Genomic DNA, 14,138 nt, shown 5'->3' with positions numbered 1-14,138 from the left:
TAGAGTAGTTTGTATAGTCCAATTTTTGAGAAGTCATAGAGGAGTCATTACCATGGAGTTGGGATTGCCATTCGAGACTTATCTGGAGCAATATCAATATAAGTACTTGGCTCTATATCATGCCATACGCGCCGCGATTCACAGCGGCAAGCTTCCGGAGGGAACCCGGCTTCCCGCTACCCGCAAGCTGGCCAAGCTGTATGGGGTATCCCGGGGCTCTGCTGCACAGAGCTATGACATGCTGATGGCTGAAGGTTATGTGGTGTCCAGGCCGGGCAGCGGAACTTATGTAGCCGAGGGCATTATCAGGACAGATCAGCCGCCCATAGCTGAGCAATCGCCGATACTCTCAGCATGGGGGCAGCGGCTTATGAGTCACCGGGAAGAATATCAGGAGCAGGCATCGACCATGCTGCTGCTGGAGCAGCCTCCCCCGGATACCATTTCCTTCGCGAGTGCGAGGATGCCGATAGAGGATTTTCCATATACAGAGTGGAGGAGTGCGCTATCCTATGCAGGCGGACGCGGGGGAGCCGGACTGCAAAGCGGAGCTCCACCGGAGGGGGATATCGAACTGCGCCGGGCCATCGCCGGACATTTGCGTTTCACCCGCGGAATACCGGCCGATCCCGAGCATATTGTGATCTTCAGCGGTTCCATGCAGGGGCTGGTTCTGCTGTTTCAACTGCTGGTTGATCCTGGCGACCAGGTCATTATGGAGGATCCGGGATATCAAGGGATTTATCGGGGGATAAAACTGAGCGGCGGGAATCCGCTGCCTTCACCCGTGGATGATGCCGGTCTGATTCCGCACGACTGGGAAGCAGGCCTTCTTGTTGTCAGTCCCAGCCGTCAATACCCGACGGGTGCAGTTCTGCCGCTGGAACGAAGAAGAGCACTGCTGAATTGGGCCCGCAAACGTCAAGCCTTTATCATTGAGGATGATTATGACAGTGAGTTCCGCTGGGGCGGCAAGCCGATTGAACCTTTAAAAATGCTGGATGATGAGGGGCGTGTCATCTTCGTTGGCTCCTTCTCCAAAACGATGTTTACCGGACTGCGGATCGGTTACGCTGTCCTTCCACCCAGCCTGGTGGAGGCGATCATACAGGCCAAGGCGTTGTATGAACCGATATCGCCGGCACAGCTGGAGCAGCGCGCGCTCGCACGCTTTATTGTGCGAGGTGGCTATGGGCGGCATCTTCGCAGAATGACCCGGTTGTACGGCAACCGGTATGAAACGCTTCGTCAAGCGATGGATGCGCAAGCCTCTGACCTGTTTCGTCTACATCCCGGCGATGCGGGCCTGCACGTATATGCTAACTGGCTGTGCTCCCCGGAAGAATATGCCGCATTCCAGGATGCAGCACGGAGGCGCGGCGTGATGTTTCGTGATGCCTCGGTGTATCATCGTACCCCAGGGCCGCCTGCCGCTTGCTTCGGCTTCTCCCATCTGGATATAGCCCATATAACAGAGGGGGTTAACCGGATCGCAGAGGCTTGGCAGGACATGCAAAAATCCTGAAAAACAGGTATGATGAGGAAGAGATTAATTTTATTATTTTTGAATGAGATGAGGGGGTTATGACGAGATGCTGAATGCATCGCCGTCTTCTTTTGTAATCATGCCTGCGCTTGCCAAAATCGTCTGTGAGCCGGGCTGGAAATGGCAGAAACGTGAAAGACCCATGCAGAACTATGATTTGTTCTATGTATGGAGCGGCGAAGGAACGTTGGAGCTTAATGACGAGCCTTTTGCTATAGGTAAGGGAAGCTGCTTCCTATTCCGACCAGGAGATCATACGAGTGCAACGCATAATCCGCAGAAGCCGCTTGTGTTGACATATATCCACTTTGATGTGACCGATCCTCTGCAACATATTCCCTCATCTTATCGCAAGCTGACGGAAACGATGGATTTTGAATATTTGCTGGCCCGTTATGTGCGTTTATATCTGGACAAGCCCTACGGTTTTTTGGAAGAGGGACAGCTTATTCTGAAGCAGCTGATGATCCATTTACTGCGCAGCGATCTTAATGAACCGGTCGTCAAAAAGGCGAGCAACCAATTGTCGCAGGCGATCCATGAAATTGCGAATTACGTCCGTCAGCACCCCGGCGTTCCGCATCGAGTCGAGGATTTAGCGGCCAGAGCAGGTTTATCCTCCCGTTACTTCTCGATCAAATTTAAGGAATTGATTGGCACGCCGGTGCAGTCCTATATTATCCAGATGCGAATCGAGCGGGCTCAGCATCTGCTGCTGCATCAAGGGATGAATGTAACCGAGGTGGCCGATGCGCTGGGGTATCGGGATATTTTCTTTTTCAGCCGGCAATTTAAGCAGTATACGGGCAAAAGTCCATCCGAAATCCGCTGATTTCTTCGTTCACCAGCATGCCATGGGTTTCATGGCAAGCATCATAGGGTAATGATGGTGTACATGTTTTATTACATATGAAGGGGGGAGAGGAGAATGAACCCAAGAAGATGGGGATGTAGACGTTTTGTTAGACTCAGTGGCAACGGGGTCTCCCGCAACCGCTTGAGACGCAGAAGAAGATTTAATCAGGTTCAACAGGATATATGGTTTTAAGAAGAACCGAGCCTTTATACGGGTGATCGTCCATCCGTTATCATATATGCTTGTGAATAACAGAAAGAGAGCTAACTGGCTCTCTTTTTTTTAATGGGTTCCATTGGAAAAAGAGTCTGTTTGTATTGCAAACTTCTGATATATTGGGATTATACATAAGCCACTTTTGGCCTGTTAAGTCATCCAGCAAGGACGGAAGGGTGAGGTTCTGATGAAGAGAATTAAAGAGGCAAGGCATGGGGGGGCCCGCTCATGAGGGGAGCAGAGAAAACGGCGTTGGTAACAGGTGCATCCAGCGGATTCGGGCTGCTCATCAGTCTGGAACTGGCTGCGGCAGGCTATCAGGTGGCAGCTGGTTTCCGCAGACCTGAGGCGGCTGCAGATTTGCTGGCCAAGGCGGAAGAGGCAGGCATCGCCGAGCGCATTCATCTGTTCCAATTGGATATATGCGATGAGGAGCAAGTGAAGGCAACTGCTGTGGATATAGGACAGCGATTTGGCCGTTTGGATGTACTGGTGAATAATGCTGGTGAGGCTGTAGGCGGGATGGTAGAGGAGGTGCCGCTCAGCGGCTGGAGAAGGCAGATGGAAACGAACTTTTTCGGGACGGTATCTGTGACACAGCATATGCTGCCGCTCTTAAGGCAGACTGAAAAATCCAAGATCATCATTATGAGCAGTATTAGCGGTGTCATCGGGTTTCCGGGTTACGGTCCTTATGCGGCATCCAAATTCGCGATCGAAGGATTAGGTGAAAGCTTGTCTATGGAGCTGATGCCTTTTGGTATAAATGTTGTGCTGATTCAACCCGGAGCTTATGGCACGCCCATCTGGGACAAGAGTTTTGGAGGTTTGGAGACCGCGGAAAGCTCACCCTACAGCAGCTTGCTGAAGGGCGTACTCGAGTATTCTAGACGGACAGCCAAGAATAGTGGGGATCCGCAGGAGGTAGCCCGTCTTGTGGCAAGTATTGCGTCCATGTCCAAACCCAGGTTCCGCTACACACTGCCCCGAGGCACGCGGCTAACTGCTTGGATCAAAGGCGTACTGCCGAACCGGCTGTTTCAGCGGATCATCTACCGGATGCTCGGCAGGGGGTAACCCTTCCTATTCATGTGGCCGACAGCCATCTAAGTATGCCCCGAACCACGCATCGTGCTCACGATGTACGAGAATTTACAGTGGCTATAACCCTTAATCCTGGGTGTGATGGGTATGCGGCTGCTGTCCCTTGTCCGTACGCGGATGAAGCAAACCCAGCAATTCTCCCATTTTTACTTTGGAACCGGGCTTCAGATCTCCACGCGGCGTAAACGTGTCATTCTCCGTCAGGAGCACAACGGTTGAGCCAAACTCAAAATAGGCGAGCTCGCCGCCGATCTGGTATTTTTTTACGCTCTCATCAGCATAACGGATACTGCTTACATTCATGGCTCCGACCTTCACGACAGCGACTTCGCCGAACTCATGCGCAATATACGTAATGAGCCGCTCATTACGGCTGAGTACATTTCGGATATGGGTCATCGCAAAATCGTTCACGGGATATACCCGGCCCTTTAGATGCTCGCTTTCTGCTTGAACACCGGTTACAGGCGAATGAATGCGATGGTAGTCCGTCGGGCTTAAATATAATACAAACGCATAGCCGTTTAGATAATTCTCCATTCTGGGCGAATTGGCGAGCAGCTCGCTCAGGGTATAATCCTGCCCCTTAACACTCAAAATGGTGCCGGCATGGATGGTCCCCATAAACGATAACGTTGCATCGACAGGGCTTACCATGGCATCCGCAGTGTCATCGATGGTACGCAGGCCTATTTTTAACCGGCGGGAGAAGAACTCGTTCAGTGATCGGTATTCATGAACTTCTTTCTCCGCTTCCTGGGCCGGAATTTGATAGATTCGTATAAATGCAGGTATCAGATGACGGCTCAGCCGGCTGTGGGAGAAGCGCCCCATAATCTGGGACAGCCACTTTCGGGAGGACAGCTCGGTCATCAGACGCAGCAATTGTTTAGCCATGTCAGTCTCCTTTTGTGCATACGTGTTAACAATAGAATAATGGTCGAAAAGACAACCACTTTGATATTGACATAGAATGGGCCGGAAATCAATAAATAGCCATTTTTGAAAAAAGGCCCTTGCTTATTCTGGAATGTATGTGTATTTTAAGATTAACATAAAACCGAATAGGGAATACGGGTGCTTGAGTGAATCAGGCTGAGATTGCAGCTGCTATCCGCTGTTGACCGTTAATCTGAACTGGGTAATGCCAGCGTAGAGAATATCCGACCCTGCCACCGACAGGGCCTATTTTTCCGTCTGCGCGTTTACCAGGCGGTTTTTTGTTGTGGTTTACAAAAAAATAGTGGTGGAGAGGGGAATGAATGGTTTGGGAACATCAATGCAAGAGAAGCTTGGGGTACAGCCCCGAAAAGGGCTAAGGTTAAGCGATATTTTGGTGACGGTATTGGTATCTCTTGTGCTGGGTGTAATCTATCACTTCTGGGGCTCGGTCTACAATCTGTTAAAACCGCTGTTTTTTGAAGCGGATGAGCTGTTGTATGGCATGTGGTTTGCTGCGGCTACGCTTGCTTATCTGCTGATCCGCAAGCCGGGAGTCGCGATTATTGCGGAAGTAGCGGCAGCGCATGTGGAAGTGCTGTTTGGTAGCGGCTGGGGATTGACGCTGCTGCTGTATGGTGTCATTCAAGGGCTGGGCGCCGAATTGGTATTTGCGGCTTTCCGTTATCGGAGCACCTCGGCGTGGACTTTGGCATTTGCAGGAGCCGGTTCGGCCGTTGGCTCGATGATCATGGACTTCTATTACAGTTATACGGATGATCTGCAGGCATGGATGTTTTTCGCCAAATATGGCATGCGGATATTCAGCGGGGCTATCATTGCTGGCCTTCTGATGCTGCTGTTAGCCAAAGCATTGGATCGAACAGGTGTGACTTCACTGCTGCGGCCTGCATCGAGGAAGGATTACGAAGCATTGGAAGATCCGAGACATGTCTAATGCCGTTGTTGGCCTGACCCCGGCTCAGTCTGCTGAGACTTCGCTTGAGCAGGCTGTGTGTGTAGAGGGATTGCGCCTGAAGTATCCGGGTGAGGATCGATTGATGTTTAAGGATCTCTCCTTCTCGGCAGCTCGTGGAGAGAAGGTACTGCTGCTTGGTCCAAGCGGATGCGGCAAATCGACGCTGCTCCAGGTGCTTAGCGGGATGATTCCCCGGGCAACGGAAGTGCCGATGAAATGTGAGGTACAGAGGGTACCGGACTCCTGGGGGTATGTATTTCAAGACCCGGATACCCAGTTCTGCATGCCGTATGTGGACGAAGAGCTTGCCTTTGTGCTGGAGAATCTAAGTGTCCCTCGCGAAGAGATGAGGGAGCGAATGCAGGCGGCTCTGGAGGAGGTTGGTCTTGATCTGGATGAGCTTCATATGCCAATCACTCATTTGTCTCAAGGGATGAAGCAAAGACTGGCATTGGCATCTGCTCTGCTGCTGGAGCCGGAGGTATTGTTCCTTGATGAACCGTCAGCACTGCTTGATCCCGAAGGTCGGGAGCAAATCTGGTCGGCGGTGAAAGCCGTATCAGAAGGGCGTACGCTGATTATCGTTGAGCATCGAATTGAGGAAATGGCCCACTACGTGGACCGTGTCGTTCTGTTCAGCCCGGAAGGCGAGATCCTGGGTGATGGTCCGCCAGCTGTCATATTCGCTGATTATGAACAGGAGCTCAAATCCTATGGCATCTGGTACCCCGGCGTGTGGAAAGATTATGCGCGATCCCCGGCAGGCAAGGAGTTATTCGCTCCGATTGATGGTAAGGATCAAGTCGCCGGGAATCGGCTGCCTGGGGATGGGGGTACCTTGCCGGACGTGTTACATAGGGAACCTGTCATCCGCTTGGGCGCATTCAGGGGAATGAGATGGAACAAGCCGGTCATCTCCCTTCCATCGGCCGAGGTGTATCCCGGTGATTTCATAGCGGTGATCGGGCCGAACGGCGCCGGCAAAAGCTCGCTGCTGCTAAGCTTGATGGGACTGCTGCGGGCCGAAGGAACCTATGAGCTGTGCGGAGAGAAGGTCATCCAGGGCAAGCGCAGGAAAGTGCGTAAGGAGAGAGAGCGCAAGCTGCGGCAGATCGGATTCGTGTTTCAGAATCCGGAGCTTCAATTCCTGACGGAGCGCATTGGCGATGAAGTGGTATATTCACTGCTGGTGGATCAAATGCCGCCAGAGGAAGCGCAGATGCAGGCCGACCGCTGTCTTGAACGCTTCGGACTGAAGGGGATGGACGGCAGGCATCCGTACCAGCTATCCACAGGGCAGAAACGCCGACTGAGCGTAGCCACGGCCATGGCAAGGCAGCCGGCGGTTCTGCTGCTGGATGAGCCGACCTTCGGACAGGATGCACGGAATACGTTCGCGATTCTGGAAATGTGCGAGCAGCTGCGCTGCACAGGAACTGCCATCCTCATGGTGACCCATGAGATGGAGATTGCGCAGCGGGCAGCGACACATATATGGGAAATCCGGGAGGGGCAGTTGACCTCGAGCATGCCTTCCCCGCGTTGGTCAGGCGGGACGGAATCCAAACGTCATACGGTTGCAGGAGTGAACGGCGCTGCCGATACTCCCAGTGTCATATCCGCAGCCCACCATCACCATACGGGGGTGAGTTCATGAATATATGGAATCCCGTGCGGATTACTTGGCTGCACCGGGCAAATCCGGTTGTGAAGCTGGGCCTGATCATTGGACTTTTCTTTATGACGGTGCTCACCCATAATCTTGATTTTGTTATGTATCAGGCTTTCGTGTTCACGGTCTGTCTGTTGGTGCTAAGCGGGGTAAAGCCGTGGAAGATGCTGCTGTTTCTCATTCCTTTTCTGCTTGCCTTCATATCGTCTTCCTCTTCCATGATGCTGTTCGGTAAGGGAGATACGATCTGGTGGGAGTGGGGGCTGTTTCGGGTATCGGAAGAAAGCTTCTATCGCGGGCTGCATCTGGGGTTTAAAGGCATCGCCTTTGCTTCCGAGGGGCTGCTGCTTGTGACGACAACCTCCTCGGTGGATCTATTCTACAGTCTGATGCAGAAGCTGAGACTTGCGCCCAAGTATGCCTACAGCTTCATGGCTTCCATCCGGCTGCTGCCTATGGTGTGGGAGGAATATGTGATTCGCCGCCAAGCGTTGAAGGTACGGGGAGTCCTTCCGATTCGAGGCATCCGCGGAATCGTGAGCCGGGCAGGTCTGTATGTGGTACCGCTGCTGGCGCAGAGCATTCGCCGGGCCCATCGGGTGGCTGCGGCGATGGAGGCCAAGCAATTTGACGGGGATGGGGCGAAGAGCCGTACGTATTATTATCCATTCCGTTATTCGCGTTATGACCTGCTCGTCATCGGGTTATTAGCAGCTGCCGCCTGTTGTGCTTACATTGCCGCCGGATATTTTCCCTGGTTTGGCATTGGAGATGTGCGGTTTGATTAGAAGTGAATAGATTAGTCGCTTGTGTTGTCATCATTGATGAGAGCCTGCTTACGGCTTGTAAGCAGGCTCTTTTATTTTAGGAAAATAGATGGATGGTTTCAGGTGACAATCACATTGCGTATATGTTGTTGCCTAATGATCATGGCTGGACTCTTAGGCAATAGAAAGGTACAATACTATTGGTACTGTTAAAGTATTTCCGGTACCAAAAGGGGAGTATGGTCTCTTGCGCGAGCGAATATTAAATGAAACGATACGATTAATTCAGCAGCAGGGATTCACGTTTACGGTGAGTGATCTGGCCCGTGGCCTTGCTATTAGCAAACGGACGATTTATAAGCATTTTTCCTCCAAGGAAGAGATTGTTGAACATATCATTAATGGCATGATCCGGCACATCCAGCAGCGAGAGCGCGAAATTGCAGCAGATGAGTCGCTTACCACCTTGGATAAAATTCATCGGATACTGATATGCCTGCCTCAGGAAATGGAGAAGATGGATTTGGGCATGCTGCCGGATCTGAAACGGTCGCACTATGCGCAGTGGGAGAAGCTGGACACTTTTTTCAGAGAGGAATGGGGCATCGTCACGGAATTAATGGAACAGGGCATGGCAGAGGGAAGCATCAAGCATATTCACATGCCGCTGTTCATTGATCTGTACCTTGGATCGCTCTATCAGATTTACGATTCAAGAGCGGCGGTGAAGCATCAACTGCCGCTGGGAGAGCTGCTGCAATCGATTATGGACATCATGCTGTTCGGGATTGCCGCCAAGAAACGGGAGGAGATGTAAAATTATGCATTGGATCTATTTATGTTTGGCTATCTTGTTTGAAGTGGCGGGCACGCTGAGTATGAAGATGTCGGAAGGATTCAGCAAGCTGCTGCCGAGCATACTGCTGGTGGTTTTCTATATATGCAGCTTGAGCTTCCTGACATTGAGCTTGAAGCAGATTGAAATCTCCGTGGCCTATGCGATTTGGTCAGGTCTTGGCATTATGATCATTACGCTGATCGGTTATATGTTCTTTGCGGAGCAGATTAATGGGCTAAAAATTGTCTCGATCCTGCTGATTATCGCTGGTGTGGTTCTGCTGAATTTATCCGGCAGTGCGCATGCGAAGGAACAGCCGAAGACTTACCAATCTGGCAACTAAACTCGATAATTAATCATTGGATTTTGCCAAGAGCTGTACGAGGTACGGCTCTTTTTTTGCTGCAATAATGTACTATGCCCCGCCTCGCATTCGGTTCTATAATGCAAAGGAAAATCCCTTTGTCAGGAGCTATCATCATGAATCTATATTCGTTCTTAATTTATTGTTTTGTTGTCACTTTCTCGCCGGGGCCGTCCAATATCGTTATTCTGTCGTCGGTCCAGCACTCAGGTATGAAGAAGACCCTGCGATATATAGCCGGAGCTTCCGTCGCTTTTTTCTTATTAATCGCCGCTTCGGTTGTATTAGGCCAGCTGCTGTCCTCTAGCATGCCAATCATTCTGTGGATTTTGCGTATCGTGGGCTGCTTGTTCATGCTATACCTTACATATCAAGTGTATACGATGGACGTATCCCGGTCCGGTTCTAATCAAACCGCGTCTTTCGCGTCCGGCTTTCTGATGCAGTTTCTCAATCCAAAGGTGGTATTATTCACACTGACGGTCATTCCCAGCTACGTGATGCCTTATTATACGGCAGGGTCTGTCATATCGGCATTCGTTGTTGTGGTATCGTTAATTGGACTGTCCGCGTATATGACCTGGGCCGTGTGTGGTAGTCTTTTTCAAGGAATTATGCAAAAATATCGGAGAACGACCAATACAATCCTGGCTTTGTTTCTGCTGTACTCGGCAATCGTCGTATCCGGCATACCTGAGCTCATAAAGGGGTGATGGAAGATGGAGCAGTTTATCTATAAAAAAGCAGTAGGCATTACGGCGCTGTCCGCAAGCCTGACGGATTTCAAATATAAAAAGCATAATCATGAGGAGTATGCACTCGGCGTCACGCTGCGCGGGATTCAGAAGTACTCGCTTGATGGCAGCCAGCAGGCTTCTTACCAAAGCGGGGTCATGCTGTTCCATCCGGAGCAAAATCATGATGGCTGGTCCCAGGAACGAACGGGGATCGATTATGTGATGATTTACATTCATCCCGAGCTATTTCTGGAGTTGATTCAGAAAAAGGATATTGTCCGGTTCCAATCCCCGGTTGTATATCATGCGGGACTGCGGCAGAGCATCCTGAATGTAACAAAATCGATCTTCACCGGTCAGCCGGAAGCAAGAAGCAGCGAACTGCTGTTAGGTCTGGCGGATCATTTCAATCATGATATTCTGAATCCCGGTGGCAGGAAGGACAGTTATTTTACCAGGAAGGCCAAAGATTTGATGCAGGACCGCCTGGATCATGTACTCCGTCTCGATGAATTAAGCGGAGAGTTCGGGATGTCAAAGTATCAATTTATTCGTACCTTTAAAGCAAATACGGGGCTGTCGCCTTATCAATATTATCTCAACTGCAAATTGGAGCGCGCCAAGCATCTGATTGAGGACAGCCGAGATGTGTATCAGGCCGTGACCCAATGCGGCTTCACGGATCTTGCCCATCTGAATCGGCACTTCAAGAATGTATACGGCACTACGGCGTTTGATTATTTGTCCCATCTGCATAAATAAAGTAGCCAAAGCATAGGTGTTATTTAAAGTCATGCTTGGCAATGGTGAATAAACTCCGTTATAATGTGTATAGAATGTAAAAGGGACCGTGCGCGAACACGATCCCCGGGTACAAACGTACCGCTATAAGAGCGGCCTTACTATAGGAAATTCGATCGGAAATAGACCGTTATCCTGACCAAGGGCGGTCTATTTCTTATTAAGATTATAGAATTTATAAGTTTTCAGCGAAGCTGAACTCATTCGATAATCGCAAGAAAAACATCCTCAAAACGCGGTCTGTCTTCTGTGAATGTACGTCGATAGACGGTTTTCTTATGGAACGAAAGTATTAACACAACCAGCGTCGCGAACGAAATCATAAGCGTCAATGTTTGGTATACTTCCATGGCATCACCTCCCATCTTCGGGAGATTAGCCGACCGCCCTTACTAGCCGATAGATTGTAGTTCCTAAATTATAGCATACAAGCCATGCATTCAGGGGCTTTTTATGGGCTGATTGGGAGAGGTTTTGGAGCTTTATTCAGCTTTGTTATCTTTATCTTAGATGGATGAAAAGTGTGACGATAAGAAATCACTTAGGCATGAGCCGGATGGAAGGAATCATTCGAATGGAATATATCTATGAATCAGCCCAGCGCAGCTACGAGGATTTTGCCAGCGGCCGGGTACTGTACAATGCGAAGGGAACAACCTCGTTTCCTGTCAGACTTGCCAGTGAGATTGTGCAGCGATGCTTTCATATATTAGAGGAAAAAGGGGTAGAGGGACCCTATACCTTATATGATCCCTGCTGTGGCGGGGGTTATCTGCTGACGGTGACTGGCTTGCTGCACGGTCTGCGCATTCGCCGAGTGGTTGGCTCCGACATTGATGCAGAAGTGCTTAATATTGCCGGGAAGAATCTGTCACTGCTTCGTGAAGAAGGGTTAGAACAGCGCGCTGAACAGCTGAAGGAACTGTTGGAGTTGTATCATAAGCCCTCTCATGAGGAGGCATTGCAGAGCGCTGTGCGGTTCAGAGAGCTGAACCGTCAATCATCTGTGAAAGAGATGGAATGTTTTCAAGGTGATATTACCGACCCCCATGTGAGCCTGAATTCCTGTAAAGGAACCCACATCGTCATGACCGATCTTCCTTATGGCGACTTGGTAAGCTGGGGCGGTGAAAGCAAGGAGCCTGTGCAGGCTTTGCTGGATGCGTTACATCCGATCCTGGATCCCGCCCGTTCGGTCGTTGCTGTTATTTCCGACAAAGGGCAGAAATTGAAGCATGACCAGTTTAAAAGAGTACAGCATTTCAAAGTAGGCAAACGGCAGGTTGCACTTTTTGAACCGCTATAAGCAGGAGAACCCACCTCTGGTGAATGCCGGCAGGTGGGTTCTTTTTGTGACCAATCAGGAACGTACGTTCGTTTAAAAATCAAAAAAATATAGCATTTCTTGTGGAATGCCGGCTCTGAGATAAAACTCGTGTAAGGACTCTCCCTGCCCTGGAGTGAGGCCTGCGGTTAATAGAGCAATGGCAAAGCGGTTCGCTTGCCGTTCCAGTTTGCCTGGGCTGAAATAGGAATGCTCTTCTAGAAAAAAACGGCTGATCCCCTTATGGAGTCGGTCATGCCCCAGCTCATGGGCACACACGAAGCGCTGCCATGGGGGAGGCAGCTGATTATGGATGACGATAAATCTCCGCCGTAGTTTGCGGAAATAAAGCCCCTTGGTGGTTTGACCTAAATCTGCAAATCGAATATGTATGCCTAGGGATGCCGCAATTTCAAAAGGGCAGCTGGTATGATGTTTTTTGATCAGCTGACGGATTAAAGATTGTAGAGAATCATCCATGCCAGTTCACCTGCAATATGAATTTTGGTTGAATCGTTATAATCGGTATGTATCTCCTTATCGTGTAGTATTGTTTGTATCTTCCCCTTTACTTCTTGCGCTTGTTCATCTGCTTAGCTTCCCAGAAGAGCCCTGTAAGCACATCCTTAATGCGCTGTTTGTCTTCTTCATTTAGAGGAATCCCGTCAAACATGAGCTCACCATCATCCTCGAGCATTTTTTTGAAGTCACGCTTATCTCTAGAGGTTGCCCAAGCGGGCACCGAGATGTCCTCATGCTTCGCAGCATCCTGCTGCAAGTAACCAGCTTTATTCATCAACTCTTCATAAGGAACATCAAGCGCCTCGGCGATTTTGCGAAGCGTTAGCGGCTTGGGGATGCCTCTCAGACCATTCTCAATCCGAGAAATCTGTGAACCGCTAATATCTGCAGCTTGTGCCAACTGATTGATACTCCAGCCTTTATTCTCCCTAATCTCTTTTAAGTATGATCCAAATATGTGATCCACGTTACGGCCACTCCTCACCATATTCCATCTACTTCATATCAAACACTTATGTATAGTATAAACATATCCGCATTCTTTGCCAACAGGTAAAACAAAATAGAGAATCATTGCCAAAAGGTAAGAAAACAGGAGGATTGATCCCTATTCTAGTGAATAGTAGATCATTTTGCGGGTTTACGCTGGTCTCCAAATAGTGGTATATTAATGAAAAATACGAACAAAATGCGAACGATAGATGAAAGAGCCCTCTGCCAAATGGCAAATTGAATCCGAACATGACATTTAACTAAGGGAGTGTATCAGAATGAATCCATTGTTACCAGAGCTGGATCGCCGAAAGACCCAAGGTGCCGTTGAAGCGATATTCGAGAAATATCGTATCTATAAAACTATCACATTCGAAATTAAGGAGGTGAGCGTGACCGCTTCCTACACGGAACGTTTCCACGGACCGACCAACGTAACCTCAGATCAAACGGCTAAGGTTGCCATATATAATGTAGATATGCCCGCAGCGCGAAAGCAGTATTGCGAGACGATCGAATCGATCGTGGAACGGCTTGGTGAACGGGAGCAGACTCTAATCCGGGAACGATATATGAAGCAGGACGACGTATTTGATTACAAGGTGTACAACCATATCCTGGAGCCGCCGGTCAGTAAGGATACGTATACGAAGATCCGCAGCCGGGCTTTCTATAAACTGGCCTTGGCGTTCGCAGATCGGGGGCTACTGAAGCTGCAGGAATTGGAGAAAGCCGCAAAAAGAATATAACGCAGATATGCTTGGATGTGGATTCTAATCAAGCCTGGAACCGGGGGTTCTCTCAGTAGAGAACTCCCGGTTTTTTTTGTATTCTGTTACGGACGAAGTACAGCCGGTGAGGGACTAGGGAAATAGTATTATCGCAAAACATGCGAACATAGGTTCTTACTATTTTCCGCCGACATTCCACTTAAAGTTCCGCCATATCCATCCCATAAGGCGTCAGCGTATCCGATTTAGG

Annotated in this window: 16 protein-coding genes; 12 read left to right on the top strand and 4 right to left on the bottom strand. The window is 49.7% G+C overall.

Annotated elements, in window-relative coordinates; translation table 11 throughout:
• Positions 1-52 precede the first annotated feature (52 nt).
• The 3 genes from pdxR (at position 53) to AM231_RS19790 (ending at position 3,695) form a co-directional block, all read left to right on the top strand.
• Positions 53-1,525 carry a MocR-like pyridoxine biosynthesis transcription factor PdxR gene (gene pdxR / locus AM231_RS19800; RefSeq protein WP_054404176.1) on the top strand — a complete coding sequence of 491 codons (1,473 nt, stop codon included), beginning with the start codon at positions 53-55 and terminating at the stop codon, positions 1,523-1,525.
• A 67-nt stretch (positions 1,526-1,592) separates the two neighbouring features.
• Complete coding sequence (locus AM231_RS19795; protein ID WP_054404173.1) at positions 1,593-2,378, top strand: AraC family transcriptional regulator; 786 nt, start codon at positions 1,593-1,595, stop codon at positions 2,376-2,378.
• Between the two features lie 468 nt (positions 2,379-2,846).
• Complete coding sequence (locus tag AM231_RS19790; RefSeq protein WP_054404171.1) at positions 2,847-3,695, top strand: SDR family oxidoreductase; 849 nt, start codon at positions 2,847-2,849, stop codon at positions 3,693-3,695.
• 93 nt (positions 3,696-3,788) lie between these two features.
• Here the strand turns inward: AM231_RS19790 and asd are convergent, their stop codons facing one another.
• Complete coding sequence (gene asd / locus AM231_RS19785) at positions 3,789-4,619, bottom strand: archaetidylserine decarboxylase (RefSeq protein WP_054404170.1); 831 nt, start codon at positions 4,617-4,619, stop codon at positions 3,789-3,791.
• A 370-nt stretch (positions 4,620-4,989) separates the two neighbouring features.
• Between asd and AM231_RS19780 the strand changes: the two genes are divergently transcribed.
• The 7 genes from AM231_RS19780 to AM231_RS19750 all read left to right on the top strand — a co-directional run bounded on the left by AM231_RS19780 (position 4,990) and on the right by AM231_RS19750 (position 10,780).
• Complete coding sequence (locus AM231_RS19780; RefSeq protein WP_054404281.1) at positions 4,990-5,619, top strand: ECF transporter S component; 630 nt, start codon at positions 4,990-4,992, stop codon at positions 5,617-5,619.
• A complete protein-coding gene (locus AM231_RS19775) occupies positions 5,612-7,297 on the top strand; it encodes an ABC transporter ATP-binding protein (RefSeq protein ID WP_054404168.1) in 1,686 nt (561 codons plus the stop codon). The genes AM231_RS19780 and AM231_RS19775 overlap by 8 nt, the downstream gene beginning before the upstream one ends.
• The gene (locus tag AM231_RS19770; protein WP_054404166.1) at positions 7,294-8,100 is read left to right on the top strand and encodes an energy-coupling factor transporter transmembrane component T family protein; all 807 of its coding nucleotides are present in this window, start codon (positions 7,294-7,296) and stop codon (positions 8,098-8,100) included. Before AM231_RS19775 ends, AM231_RS19770 begins: the two co-directional genes overlap by 4 nt.
• Before the next feature lie 226 nt (positions 8,101-8,326).
• Positions 8,327-8,896 carry a TetR/AcrR family transcriptional regulator gene (locus AM231_RS19765; protein ID WP_054404165.1) on the top strand — a complete coding sequence of 190 codons (570 nt, stop codon included), beginning with the start codon at positions 8,327-8,329 and terminating at the stop codon, positions 8,894-8,896.
• A gap of 4 nt (positions 8,897-8,900) precedes the next feature.
• Entirely contained in the window at positions 8,901-9,260 is a 360-nt protein-coding gene (locus AM231_RS19760) for a DMT family transporter (RefSeq protein ID WP_054404163.1), read from the top strand.
• A 137-nt stretch (positions 9,261-9,397) separates the two neighbouring features.
• The gene (locus tag AM231_RS19755) at positions 9,398-9,994 is read left to right on the top strand and encodes a LysE family translocator (protein WP_054404162.1); all 597 of its coding nucleotides are present in this window, start codon (positions 9,398-9,400) and stop codon (positions 9,992-9,994) included.
• Between the two features lie 6 nt (positions 9,995-10,000).
• The gene (locus AM231_RS19750) at positions 10,001-10,780 is read left to right on the top strand and encodes an AraC family transcriptional regulator (protein ID WP_054404160.1); all 780 of its coding nucleotides are present in this window, start codon (positions 10,001-10,003) and stop codon (positions 10,778-10,780) included.
• Between the two features lie 239 nt (positions 10,781-11,019).
• Here the strand turns inward: AM231_RS19750 and AM231_RS29210 are convergent, their stop codons facing one another.
• Positions 11,020-11,169: a putative holin-like toxin gene (locus tag AM231_RS29210; protein WP_165593432.1), complete on the bottom strand. Its 150-nt coding sequence runs from the start codon at positions 11,167-11,169 to the stop codon at positions 11,020-11,022.
• Between the two features lie 173 nt (positions 11,170-11,342).
• On the opposite strand from AM231_RS29210, the gene AM231_RS19745 reads away from it, so the two are divergent.
• Entirely contained in the window at positions 11,343-12,125 is a 783-nt protein-coding gene (locus tag AM231_RS19745; RefSeq protein ID WP_242615245.1) for a hypothetical protein, read from the top strand.
• Between the two features lie 72 nt (positions 12,126-12,197).
• Here AM231_RS19745 and AM231_RS19740 read toward each other — a convergent pair whose 3' ends face one another.
• Together AM231_RS19740 and AM231_RS19735 are read right to left on the bottom strand one after the other, a co-directional pair.
• Entirely contained in the window at positions 12,198-12,623 is a 426-nt protein-coding gene (locus AM231_RS19740; RefSeq protein WP_054404158.1) for an ImmA/IrrE family metallo-endopeptidase, read from the bottom strand.
• Between the two features lie 88 nt (positions 12,624-12,711).
• Entirely contained in the window at positions 12,712-13,131 is a 420-nt protein-coding gene (locus tag AM231_RS19735) for a helix-turn-helix domain-containing protein (RefSeq protein ID WP_054404156.1), read from the bottom strand.
• A gap of 304 nt (positions 13,132-13,435) precedes the next feature.
• Here AM231_RS19735 and AM231_RS19730 point away from each other — a divergent pair, with 304 nt between their 5' ends.
• The gene (locus AM231_RS19730) at positions 13,436-13,906 is read left to right on the top strand and encodes an ArpU family phage packaging/lysis transcriptional regulator (RefSeq protein WP_054404154.1); all 471 of its coding nucleotides are present in this window, start codon (positions 13,436-13,438) and stop codon (positions 13,904-13,906) included.
• Positions 13,907-14,138: the final 232 nt, after the last annotated feature.

It is taken from the genome of Paenibacillus solani, assembly GCF_001277345.1.
Taxonomy (GTDB): domain Bacteria; phylum Bacillota; class Bacilli; order Paenibacillales; family Paenibacillaceae; genus Paenibacillus_AQ; species Paenibacillus_AQ solani.
Note: the sequence above shows the minus strand (reverse complement) of the source record. Positions and strands in the feature narration are given on the sequence as shown.

What these genes read in the sequence shown, in the direction of transcription:
- AM231_RS29210 (WP_165593432.1), bottom strand. Translation starts at nt 11,169, where the DNA reads ATGGAAGTATACCAAACATTGACGCTTATGATTTCGTTCGCGACGCTG.
- AM231_RS19730 (WP_054404154.1), top strand. Translation starts at nt 13,436, where the DNA reads ATGAATCCATTGTTACCAGAGCTGGATCGCCGAAAGACCCAAGGTGCC.
- AM231_RS19755 (WP_054404162.1), top strand. Translation starts at nt 9,398, where the DNA reads ATGAATCTATATTCGTTCTTAATTTATTGTTTTGTTGTCACTTTCTCG.
- AM231_RS19790 (WP_054404171.1), top strand. Translation starts at nt 2,847, where the DNA reads ATGAGGGGAGCAGAGAAAACGGCGTTGGTAACAGGTGCATCCAGCGGA.
- AM231_RS19775 (WP_054404168.1), top strand. Translation starts at nt 5,612, where the DNA reads ATGTCTAATGCCGTTGTTGGCCTGACCCCGGCTCAGTCTGCTGAGACT.
- pdxR (WP_054404176.1), top strand. Translation starts at nt 53, where the DNA reads ATGGAGTTGGGATTGCCATTCGAGACTTATCTGGAGCAATATCAATAT.
- AM231_RS19760 (WP_054404163.1), top strand. Translation starts at nt 8,901, where the DNA reads ATGCATTGGATCTATTTATGTTTGGCTATCTTGTTTGAAGTGGCGGGC.
- AM231_RS19770 (WP_054404166.1), top strand. Translation starts at nt 7,294, where the DNA reads ATGAATATATGGAATCCCGTGCGGATTACTTGGCTGCACCGGGCAAAT.
- AM231_RS19740 (WP_054404158.1), bottom strand. Translation starts at nt 12,623, where the DNA reads ATGGATGATTCTCTACAATCTTTAATCCGTCAGCTGATCAAAAAACAT.
- AM231_RS19795 (WP_054404173.1), top strand. Translation starts at nt 1,593, where the DNA reads ATGCTGAATGCATCGCCGTCTTCTTTTGTAATCATGCCTGCGCTTGCC.
- asd (WP_054404170.1), bottom strand. Translation starts at nt 4,619, where the DNA reads ATGGCTAAACAATTGCTGCGTCTGATGACCGAGCTGTCCTCCCGAAAG.
- AM231_RS19750 (WP_054404160.1), top strand. Translation starts at nt 10,001, where the DNA reads ATGGAGCAGTTTATCTATAAAAAAGCAGTAGGCATTACGGCGCTGTCC.